Source organism: Adlercreutzia shanghongiae, from assembly GCF_035830635.1.
In the GTDB taxonomy this organism is placed as follows: domain Bacteria; phylum Actinomycetota; class Coriobacteriia; order Coriobacteriales; family Eggerthellaceae; genus Adlercreutzia; species Adlercreutzia shanghongiae.
Genome location: NZ_JAYMFI010000013.1, coordinates 118,045 through 128,744 on the forward strand (window position 1 = coordinate 118,045; position 10,700 = coordinate 128,744).

At 64.7% G+C, this 10,700-nt stretch carries 11 protein-coding genes; 9 read left to right on the forward strand and 2 right to left on the reverse strand.

The annotated features are described in order from the left end of the window. Positions 1–158: 158 nt before the first annotated feature. From VJ923_RS07655 to VJ923_RS07695, 9 genes are all read left to right on the forward strand, one after another. On the forward strand, positions 159–3,218 hold the full coding sequence (locus tag VJ923_RS07655; protein ID WP_326440208.1) for a molybdopterin-containing oxidoreductase family protein: 3,060 nt from the start codon (positions 159–161) through the stop codon (positions 3,216–3,218). Between the two features lie 18 nt (positions 3,219–3,236). Then, the gene (locus VJ923_RS07660; protein ID WP_114548186.1) at positions 3,237–3,854 is read left to right on the forward strand and encodes a 4Fe-4S dicluster domain-containing protein; all 618 of its coding nucleotides are present in this window, start codon (positions 3,237–3,239) and stop codon (positions 3,852–3,854) included. A 3-nt stretch (positions 3,855–3,857) separates the two neighbouring features. After that, the gene (locus VJ923_RS07665; protein ID WP_326440213.1) at positions 3,858–4,727 is read left to right on the forward strand and encodes a dimethyl sulfoxide reductase anchor subunit family protein; all 870 of its coding nucleotides are present in this window, start codon (positions 3,858–3,860) and stop codon (positions 4,725–4,727) included. A gap of 60 nt (positions 4,728–4,787) precedes the next feature. Continuing rightward, positions 4,788–5,654, forward strand: coding sequence for a DUF6273 domain-containing protein (locus VJ923_RS07670; protein WP_326440215.1), 867 nt, complete (start codon positions 4,788–4,790; stop codon positions 5,652–5,654). 63 nt (positions 5,655–5,717) lie between these two features. Continuing rightward, a complete protein-coding gene (locus VJ923_RS07675; protein WP_326440217.1) occupies positions 5,718–6,401 on the forward strand; it encodes a 4Fe-4S dicluster domain-containing protein in 684 nt (227 codons plus the stop codon). A gap of 9 nt (positions 6,402–6,410) precedes the next feature. After that, a complete protein-coding gene (locus VJ923_RS07680; RefSeq protein ID WP_326440219.1) occupies positions 6,411–7,424 on the forward strand; it encodes a 4Fe-4S binding protein in 1,014 nt (337 codons plus the stop codon). A gap of 144 nt (positions 7,425–7,568) precedes the next feature. Next, positions 7,569–7,694 carry a hypothetical protein gene (locus tag VJ923_RS07685; protein WP_326440221.1) on the forward strand — a complete coding sequence of 42 codons (126 nt, stop codon included), beginning with the start codon at positions 7,569–7,571 and terminating at the stop codon, positions 7,692–7,694. Positions 7,695–7,820: 126 nt separating this feature from the next. Next, positions 7,821–8,330 (forward strand): phosphoribosyl-ATP pyrophosphatase, encoded by a 510-nt coding sequence (locus tag VJ923_RS07690; RefSeq protein ID WP_326440223.1) that lies wholly within the window; start codon positions 7,821–7,823, stop codon positions 8,328–8,330. 2 nt (positions 8,331–8,332) lie between these two features. Then, the gene (locus VJ923_RS07695; protein WP_326440225.1) at positions 8,333–9,760 is read left to right on the forward strand and encodes a phosphoglucosamine mutase; all 1,428 of its coding nucleotides are present in this window, start codon (positions 8,333–8,335) and stop codon (positions 9,758–9,760) included. Positions 9,761–9,867: 107 nt separating this feature from the next. On the opposite strand, the gene VJ923_RS07700 is transcribed toward VJ923_RS07695, so the two are convergent. Both VJ923_RS07700 and VJ923_RS07705 read right to left on the reverse strand, forming a co-directional pair. After that, positions 9,868–10,161 (reverse strand): DUF2442 domain-containing protein, encoded by a 294-nt coding sequence (locus VJ923_RS07700; RefSeq protein WP_326440227.1) that lies wholly within the window; start codon positions 10,159–10,161, stop codon positions 9,868–9,870. A 13-nt stretch (positions 10,162–10,174) separates the two neighbouring features. Further along, positions 10,175–10,432, reverse strand: a complete 258-nt coding sequence (locus tag VJ923_RS07705; RefSeq protein WP_326440229.1) for a DUF4160 domain-containing protein — start codon at positions 10,430–10,432, stop codon at positions 10,175–10,177. Positions 10,433–10,700: the final 268 nt, after the last annotated feature.

Consider the following 10,700-nt stretch of genomic DNA (forward strand, 5'->3'; position numbering starts at 1 on the left):
GCGAGTTCCGCAGCGACGAGAACAGGACTAAATGTCCTGTTCTCCAAAGCGAGGACTGTCTGAGCGAATCAAGGTACCCGCTGGCTCCGCCCCAGGCAGAGCCTTACTAGGGAAAAGCAGCAAACTTGAGAGAGAACGAAAGAAAGAAGGAGGATGAAATGGGCAAGCTGAACATGACACGTCGTTCGTTCGTGAAGACCGCCGTCGTGTCTGCTGCTGCGGCCGCCGCCGTTGGCGCCGCAAGCCCCACGGTCGCTCTCGCCGAGAACGAGAACGCCGCCGCCGGGGAGTCGGCGGTCACGCGCATCCGCTCCTGCTGCCGCGGCTGCGGCAAGGTGGAGTGTGGCGTGTGGGTCTATGTCCAGGACGGTAAGGTCATTCGCACCGAGGGCGATGCCGACTGCTTCCTGACCATGGGCAATCACTGCGCCAAGGGCCAGGCTTCCATTCAGGCGGCCTACCACCCCGACCGCATCAAGTATCCCATGAAGCGCACGAACCCCAAGGGCGACGACGATCCCGGTTGGGTGCGCATCAGCTGGGACGAGGCCTACCAGACCATCGCCGACAACATTCTGGAGATCACCGCGAAGTACGGCAACGAGTCCACCTTCACCTGGTGCGGCACGGGTCGCCAGTGGTGCATGCAGTCCGACGCCGGCATGGCGCTTCTGCTGTTCGGTACGCCGAACATCGTGGCCGCCTACCAGGTGTGCAAGGGCCCGCGCCACTTCGCCAGCCGTATCGACAACGTGCAGGCCTGGTCGTGGTCGGAGCTGATCAACCACTCCACGAAGTTCGTCCAGTGGGCCACCGAGCAGTCGCAGTCGAACTACGACGACGCCGCCCGTACCGTGGTGGACGTCGCCCGCTGCGCCGATGCCTTCATCTCCGTCGACCCGCGTCAGACGAACCTCGGTCGTACCGCCAAGTACTGGCTGCCGCTGCGTCCCGGCACCGACAACGCCCTGGCGCTCGGCTGGTGCCACCTCATCCTGAAGAACGACCTGTGCGACTGGCAGTTTTTGAAGCGCTGGTCGAACTCTCCGTTCATCGTGGTGCCCGATATGGATCCCACCGGCTACGAGGAGCACGTGCAGAACGGCGGCTACCCCTATGCCTACCAGACCCGCCTGCTCACCGAGGCCGACATCGACCCGACCATGGTCGACTGGGAGATCGAGGGCGACGGCGACCCGCAGCGCTACCTGGTGTTCGACCAGCTGAACAACCGCTGGACCTACTGGCAGGCGCACCCGGAGGTGGGCGAGGCCCACTGGGAGGGCGAGACGTGGCAGAAGTCCACGAGCTACTTCGACCAGGACCTCTCCCGCCTGCGCGACGACGAGTCGAAGAAGCCCGGCAAGGTGTACGACCTCTCCGAGTTCAACCCGCTGATCGACCCGGCCATGTACGGCACCTTCGACGTGAAGCTGAAGGACGGCACCGTCCATAAGGGCCGTCCGGTGTGGGACATCTGGGCCGAGTACCTGGAGGACTTCACCCCCGAGAAGGTGTCCGAGATCACCGAGGTGGACGCGCAGCTCATCACCGACGCCTGCCTGGAGTGGGCCACGCGCGACGACCCGCGCATTCCCAACGGCGGCATCAACTACGGCCTGGCCATCGAGCACCACGGCATGTCCACCCAGAACTGCCGCGCCATCATGGCCGCCTGCGCCATGGTGGGCGCCATCGACACCCCCGGCGGCCAGCGCGGCGCCACCAACGGCTGGACCACCCAGTCGGGCCCGACGTCCATGTACCCCGGCGCCGACGGCGGCTCCAACCCCGCGTCCTTCGTGCGCGCCCCCTTCTTCGGGCTGTACAACCGCATTGCCGGCTACGAGAAGTTCCCCATGCTGTACTGGTACGCCGTGTGGGCGGACTGCAACTCGGTCATGGAGTACATGCACCGCGACGAGAACGCCCCCTACCAGATTCACGCGGGCATGATCGGCTCCGGCGACCACATGAACATGGCCAACGCCAGCTACAACTGGGAGGCCCTGCTCATGCTGGACTTCCTCTTCGAGGCGAACCTGTGGCACTCGCCCACCTCGGGCGCGGCCGACGTGCTTCTGCCGGTGTGCCACTGGACCGAGATGAACGCCCAGCGTATCGCCCAGGGCTCCGGCGGCTCCTTCAGCCTGTGCGTGAAGGCCGTCGACCCTCCGGGAGAGTGCAAGAGCGACCCGCTGTACTTCCTGGAGCTCGGCCCGTATTTCGGCGTGCCCTTCTCCACCGACCCGGAGGATCCCTACTGGGAGAAGAAGTCGGCCGAGACCGGCAAGTCGGTGGATTTGCTCGCCCTGGAGTACGAGTGCCTCGACGCCGAGCACGGCGGCGGCTGCGCCCCCTACGAGACCTGGGAGGAGTTCGCCCAGGCCTATCAGGAGCACGGCACCTGGAACATGAAGGAGGTCTTCCCGGACGACTGGGGTTCCTACCGCCGCTACGAGATCGGCCAGGCCTTCCGCAAGGCGCCGCATCAGCAGCCGACGAAGCTGGACATCAACATCCCCGGCTTCCCGACGCCGACCATGAAGCACGAGCTGTGGGCCACCACCATCGAGTCGCACTTCCCCGACGGCTCCGACGGCCCCGAGGTCATCCCGGGCTTCCAGACCGAGGCTCTGCCCTACTACGTGGAGGGCATCCACTCCCGCGTGCGCGACGCCGCCACCTACGAGGAGTACCCGATCCTCTGCATCACCGGCCGCCGCATCCCCGTGTACTTCCATAGCGAGCATCGCCAGCTGCCGTGGTGCCGCGAGCTGTGGCCCGTGCCCCGCATGGAGATCAACCCGGAGACGGCCGCCGAGCTCGGGCTTGAGCAGGGCGATTGGGCTTGGATCGAGAGCCCCTGGGGCAAGGTGCGCCAGACCGTCGACCTGTACTACGGCATCGCGCCGAACACCATCAACTGCGAGCACCAGTGGTGGTATCCAGAGCTGGCCCAGGCCGACAAGGGCTTCAAGCTGTCCTGCATCAACTGCATCGTCGACCGCACGGCCCAGGACAAGTACAACGGCTCCTCCACGGTGCGCGGCTACCCGGTGAAGGTGTACAAGGCCACGCCCGAGAACAGCCCCTTCGGCAACCCCGTCCCCTGCGGCAACGATGGCACCGAGATCATCCACGACTCGTCCGATCCGCGCCTGAAGCTGTGGGCCATCGGCGCCGAGGGCATCCATCCCGACAAGTTCGACGCGTAAGAGAAAGGAGTGGGAGAAATGACACAGCTCGCAATTTGCACCGATCTCGACCGGTGCGTCGGCTGCCTCGCCTGCAGCGTGTCCTGCAAAGTGGTCAATGGTGTGCCCATCGGCAACTTCTGGAACAAGACCCTGCGCGTGGGCCCCACCCCCAAGGAAGGTGGCTCCGGCCAGTTCCCGGACGTTGAGACCTACTTTTTGAACGTGCAGTGCCAGCACTGCGAGAACCCCCAGTGCGTGTCGGTGTGCCCCACCGAGGCATCGCACAAGCTGCCCGACGGCACCATCCAGATCGACAAGTCGAAGTGCATCGGCTGCCAGTTCTGCGTCATGAGCTGCCCCTACGGCGTGCGCTACCTCAACGAGGAGGAGGGCGTCGTGGAGAAGTGCACCTTGTGCCAGCAGCGCACCGCCCAAGGCGAGCTGCCCCAGTGCGTGAGCCAGTGCTGCGGCATGGCCCGCTGGTACGGCGACGCTGAGGCCGGCATCGAGTCCTTCGAGGGGCCGCGCGGCGAGAAGCTGGGCGACTTCGTGAACGACTTCACCGAGGACCAGGTGTACCAGCTCACCGACGTGGGCAACGGACCGAGCATGTTCTACATCATGCGCAACATCAAGTGGCAGGGGGTAGAGTAACCCATGGAGATTCAGATCCCGCTCGTCATCTTCACGAGCTTTTTGGCTTGGGCCGCCGGCATCTTCGGCACCCAGTGCGTGCTCGCGCTGCAGAAGCGCGGCGGCGCGGCTCAGCTGCCGGCGCTGATCGCGTCGGTGGTCATCCTCGCCGTGGGCGGCATCGCCGTCGTGTTCCACCTGACCCATCCGTTCAACCTGTTCAACGGCTTCGGCCACCTCACCTCGGGCATTACCCAGGAGCTCATCGCCATCGTGCTTCTGGCGGTGGTCATGGTGCTGTACTTCCTCATGCTGCGCCGCTCCGAGGACCATACGGTGCCCCAGTGGCTGGCCGTGGTGGGCATCGTGCTGGTTTTCGTGCTCATCTTCGCCATGGGCCACAGCTACATGATGCCGTCGCTGCCTGCTTGGGACACGGTGCTCCAGATGCTGTCGCTTTTGGGTGCCGCCTGCGTCATGGGCCCGGCCACCGTGGCCTTCATCGGCGCGCTTGCGGATGAGAAGATCGAGGGCATCGGCCTGCTCGCCGTCATCGGCGCTGCGGTGAACGCCGTGCTGTCGGCCGCCTACATGTTCGCCATGGAGGCCTCTTCGGCCAGCTTCCAGTCCTTCCAGTACTACTTCGACCCGACCCACCCCAACGCGGCTCTGGCCAACCCCGCCGACGTGTCCCTGTTCACCGGCGACTCCATGACGGCGCTCGTGGTGGCCGTCATCGCCCTCATCGTTGCCCTGGCCGGTGCCTTTGTGGGCAAGAAGCAGGATTCGTGGAAGGTGTGGGGCGCGGTGGTCGCCATCGCCGGCCTGGTGTGCGCCGTGGCTCTGCGCATCATGATGTACACCATGGGCGAGACCCTGTTCATGCTGTACTAGCGAGTGCGGGGGAGGCCTCGCGCCTCCCTCCCTTCGATCACTTGAGACAAGGAGATTCTCATGCGAGGAATATACAAGAGGGCGGGTGTGGCGCTGGTCGCGGGCGCGCTCGTGCTCGGCCTTGCCGGATGCGCCACGGAAAGCGCGCCGGTGAGCGACCCCGCCAAGGGCGACAACACCCTTCTGGCCTACACCGGGGCCAACACCGCCGACGAGCAGAGCTTCGAGAAAGTCACCTTCGGCGCCTACCAGGGCCAGGACATCTCGTGGCTTAAGCTCGCCGAGGAGAACGGCAAGACGCTGCTGGTCAGCGAGTACGTGCTGGATGCGGTGCCCTACGACAATTCGGCCGAGCAGTACCAGTGGTCGGTGCAGTCGCCGCGTCCCCAGAAGGACGTGCAGTGGGCGACGAGCTCCGTGCGCGCCTGGCTGAACGGCGAGTTTCTGAACGCCGCTTTCAGCGCCGACGAGCAGGGCGCCATTGCCGCCACCACGCTGACCGACACGAAGAACAACGTGCCGCACACGGGCAAGACCGCGGCGGATGCGTCGATTCACGTGGCCGACGAGACGACCGACCAGGTGTTCTTGCTGAGCGTGGCCGAGGCGAAGAAGTACTTCGCCAATAACGCGGCCCGCCTGGCCCATCCCACCGACTACGCCACTTCCCAGGGCGTGTACGTGGGCACGGCGAGCAACGCCGACCAGCCCGAGGGCGCCGCTATCTGGTGGCTGCGCTCCAACGGCTACTACGCGGGCTACGCCTCTGTGGTGGCCGACGACGGCTACGTGCACGGCGACGGCTACCGCATGGCCGGCGAGCTGCACGACGGCTTCGAGGACCACGGCACCGAGCTTTCAAGCGACCTCGGCGGCAACGTGGGCGTGCGTCCCGCCATCTGGGTGGAGACGAGCGCGCTTTCCTAAGGCGCTTTGGGCGGGGCGGTCGTGCTGGCCGCCTTCGCCTTTTTGGAATTGAGAGGAGAGGCGATGGCTGAGAAGAATTCCCTGACGCGGCGCACGTTGTGCATCGGCGTGGGCGCTACGGTGGCTATGGCCGGGCTGGGCTCGCTGCGCTATCTGGGAAGCGAGGCGCTGGTGCGACCGCCCGGGGGGCAGGACGAGGAGAACCTGGTTTCCAAGTGCGTGCACTGCTACCGCTGCATCGAGGCGTGCCCCGAGCGGGTCATCGTGCCGGCCTCCATCGGCTCGGGCGTGCTGAATATGCGCACGCCGCGCATGGAGTTCTCCGACTGCTATCCCGGCCAGCTGGACGATTTCCGCTACTGCGACATGTGCGCCGAGCGCAACGGCGGCGTGCCGCTGTGCGCCGAGGTGTGCCCGTCGGGCGCGCTGACGCTGCCTGCCGACTACACGCCCGACAGCGAGGTGCTCGGCGTGGCGGTTCTGAACACCGAGACCTGCATCGCCTACCGCAGCAGCTTCTGCGCGTTCTGCCACGATGTGTGCATCCAGGTGCGCGGCGAGGACAAGGCGGCGATCTACTACCAGAACGCCGACGCGTCCGATGCCCTGGACACGCGGCTTCCCGTGGTGGACGCGGCGAAGTGCAACGGCTGCGGTGCCTGCGAGGCCGTGTGCGTGTCGGCCCAGGCCGGTTCCGCCATGGATGCCTCCGAGCGGGCCATTGTCGTGAAACCGCTGGACGAGTAGGGGGTTGCCATGAAGTTCAAGAACGCGCGAACCGTTGTGGCCGTCGTTGCCTTCGCGGCGCTTGCGGTCTGCCTGATCGCCAACGTGGCCGCCGGTACCTGGTGCGGTTTCGGCGCGGACGACATCGCCGTGCTCTGCCCCGTGGGGGCGCTCCTGTCCATGGTCGCGGCCAAGACGCTCATTCCCCGGGCGGTTATCAGCATCGTCGTGGCCGTCGCCCTCGTGCTTTTGCTGGGCCGTCTGTTCTGCGGCTGGATGTGCCCGGTGACGCTGTGGCGGCGCGTGAAGGAGTTCTTCACGCCGGTGAAGAAGCTCGAGGAGCGCAAGGCGGCCGACGCCAAGGTCAACCAGGCCCTTGCCGCCGAGGAGATCGCGGCGCTCAAGGCCGCGCCCTCGGGTCACGCGTGCAGCGCTTGCGGCGCGTGCGGAGCCAAGCGCAATGCGAAGTTCGATTCGCGCCATGCGGTGCTCGGCGGCGCGGTGCTCACCACCGCGGTGTTCGGCTTCCCGGTGTTCTGCCTCGTGTGCCCCGTGGGGCTGTCGTTCGCGGCCGTGGCCCTGCTCGTGGGCTTGTTCGGCGCGGGCGACTTGAACTGGTCGCTGTTGTTCGTGCCGGCTATGCTTGTCATCGAGCTGGTGTTCCTACGGAAATGGTGTGGGCGCTTCTGCCCCATCTCGGCGTTCATGAGCCTCTTCTCCCGCTTCAGCCGCACGGGCATGCCCGTCATCGACAACGAGCGGTGTCTGGAGACCGCCAAGGAGACGGCCTGCAGCCGCTGCGCCACGGCCTGCACCTTCGATGTGAACCTGCGTCATCCCGACCTCGGCGAGCTGCCTTTGCATGACTGCGCCCGCTGCGGCGACTGCATCGACGCGTGCCCCACGAACGCCATCTCCTTCCGCGCGGTCAGCGGGAAGCCGGCTCCCTTCGCCGACGCCTTCGCCTCGCTGCGCGGCAACGGGACTGCCAAGGAGCGCCCGGCGTCTCCGGCCTTGGACGACCTAGAGCCCGAGGAGGCCTGATCGCTTCGGGTAGCTTCGGGCACATTCGCATTGTGTGATTTGGGGAAGGTGGCTTATGCGGGCCGCCTTCTTCTTGTTGTACGGGTATCATAGATAGGCTGGCAAAGTCCGAACGTGGGCGGCGCTTCGAGAGGAGTGTTGCCTATGGAGATAATCCTGGAAGCTCTTAACGTGCTGGCGATGGTTGCGACCATCGCCGCTTTCATACTTGAGGTATGGAAAACATGGAAGGAGGATAAGCGCGAGGATGCCGCGGGAAGAAAAGAATAGGGGCTAGCTGCCACTAACCCCTAATCAAAACTACCTGCGCCGCCCGACCGGAGTGTAAGGTCACTCGGGCTTTGCTGGCCCCTGCAGTATATCACGTTGCGGTCTGAAGAGAAAGCAGTGCCACCTATGGTCGATAAGACGTATATTCCCGAGGGGCAGGACGCCCCGGCCTCGCAGATTGGGGCCACCCTGGAGGCCCTGGCCGCCACCATTGCCTCCCGGCGAGATGCCGATGAGGCGAGTTACACCTACCGGCTTCTCACGGGCAACGTGGATACGGTGCTGAAGAAGGTTATGGAAGAATCCGGGGAAGTGGCTCTGGCCGCCAAGGACGTGGAGGGTTGGGCCACTTCGTCGCTGGCTGCGGCCGTGGCACTTCAGGCGGCTTCGGATGACTCGCGCGCCGAGACCGATGCGGACGCGCTTTCCGTCCAGCTCCCCCCCGAGTACGGCGAGGCGGTGGACCACCTGCGCTACGAGGCGGCCGATGTGGTGTATCATCTTCTCGTGGTGTTGGAGCGCTACGGCATTGGGCTCGATGAGTTCGCTGCCGAGCTGAACAACCGCATGACCGAGCGCGAGCGCCCCCGGGGTGGCGTGCGCCTATATGACGAATACGTGAGAAGAGGAAAATAGCCATGGCCCGACTGTTTGGAACCGACGGCGTGCGCGGCATCGCGAACGTGGAGCTGACCTGCGAGATGGCCTACCGCTTGGGACAGGCCGCCGCTATCTACCTGGGCAAGACCATCGTGGTCGGCCGCGACACGCGCCGCTCCGGCGACATGCTGGGCGCGGCTCTTTCGGCGGGCATCATGAGCGCCGGCGGCACGGTGCTCGAGGCCGGCATCATCCCCACGCCGGGCGTGGCCCTGCTCGTGCGGGAGATGCGGGCTGCGGGCGGCGCGGTCATCTCGGCCTCCCACAACCCGCCGGAGTACAACGGCATCAAGCTCTTCGACGCCCAGGGCTTCAAGCTGCCCGATGCGGTAGAGGACGAGATCGAGGCGTTCATCGTGCGCGGCGGCCTGGAAGGCGAGGTGGCCCGCGCCGAAGAGGTCGCCTGGGAGGCGGCCCAAGCAGCCGGCACCGACGCCGTGGCCGACGCCACGAGCTACTTGGCCTCCGAGATCAAGATGCCCTCGGGTGCCGAGGTGGGCGTGGCTATCGAGCTGGAGAAGTCCTGCGACATCTACATCGACCACGTGGCTCGCTCCATCGAGGAGCAGGGCGTTTCCTTCGAAGCCCTGCGCATTGCGCTCGACACGGGCCATGGCGCCTCGGCGCTCACGAGCCCCGAGGCCCTGCGCCGCCTGGGTGCCGAGGTGTTCGTCATCAACGACGACTTCAACGGCATGGACATCAACGTGCAGTGCGGCTCTACCCATCTGGAGCCGCTGCGCGAGCTTATGGCCGAGACGGGCGCCGATGTGGGCATCGCCCACGACGGCGACGCCGACCGCGTCATGCTCATGACCCCGGACGGCACCGAGATCGACGGCGACATGGTGGAGGCCGTCTGCGCGCTGGACATGCGCGAGCGCGGCGTGCTGGCGGGAGACGCCGTGGTGTCCACGGTTATGGCGAACTTCGGCTTTGTGCGCGCCATGCGCGAAGCGGGCATCAACGTGGTGCAGACCAAGGTGGGCGACCGCTACGTGCTGGAGGCCATGCGCGAGCACGGCTACTCCATCGGCGGCGAGCAGTCGGGCCACATGATTCTGCTGGACCACAACTCCACCGGCGACGGCCTTATGACGGCCTGCCAGTTCTTGGCTGCGGTCATTCGCTCCGGCAAGCCCGTGGGCGAGGCCATTCGCGTGATGGAGAAGATGCCGCAGACGCTCATCAACGTGCGCGTGGCCGACAAGCACGCCGTGGACGCAAGCGCCGAGGTGGCCGCCGCCGTGGCCGCGGCCGAGGAGGCCTTAGGCGACGACGGCCGCGTGCTTCTGCGCCCGAGCGGCACCGAGCCGGTGGTCCGCGTCATGGTGGAGGCCGTCGATCCCGCCGCGGCGAAAGCCCATGCCGAGACCATCGCCGCCGTCGTAGAGGCGAACGTGTAGTAGGCTTCCAGCGCTTACCTCTTCGGATTCAATGCTCTAAGGCCCTGAGTTGCAATTGTCAAATCAGGGCCTTTTGTGACAGAGCAAATCGTAGAACAGTATATCCGCTATTCGATGAGTGTGCTGTTCTCGTACAGGTGCTCAGGAGAGATATCGACATCGTTGCCCCAGTCGACCGTGCCGTGCTCTGCTGATGCTTTGAGGAACTTTTTTAAATCTGCAAGATGACGATAGGGGGGTCGGTCTAGCAGAGGCTTGCAGTCAAAAACCCTCTTCGTCCCGTCGGCAAACGAAAGAATAAGGCTGTAGTCCTCGCGAGGTACGACTTTACGCACAGACCAAGGAATTGCACCTGCGGTGTAGACGTAGTCGTCTAGTCGCTCATCGTAAATGCACTCCATAAGGACCTTTCTTTTAGCGAAGAGGCTCGATTTTATAGAGCGGCTGGTCGGTCTTGGCTAACTCCCAATTGGCCAACAACTCGTCGTGATGCAGTTCAACCCATGCAGCAACAAGACGCATTTGCTTACGAGGCATCGAACCCACAATGAGCTCGCCATCCAAATCGAACTGAGCTTCGAAGTCTTGGTAGAAGGCATGAAAATGCGGTGGGTTGTGATCGTCGGCGTACATATAGATAATGATGCCGAAGAACATACTCAAACTTGGCATTTAACCACCTTTCATGATGAATCTCGTATTGTCACTATAGCAGAAGCTGGATTTCGGCTCGAAATTTGAAAGAATACTAGATTGAGATTCGAAGCGGCCCTCGGGCAACAGCTCGAGGGCCGCTTGACGGAGAGGGGAGGGATGCTCCGTCGGAGATAACGTGAGGCTTAGATGCCGGCCACGGCGTTTTTCGCCGCCAGGCGTCCGTAGCACAGGGCGCCGGCGTGGTTCATGCCCATGGTCGTGTTCGGGTAAATGTGCCAGAAAC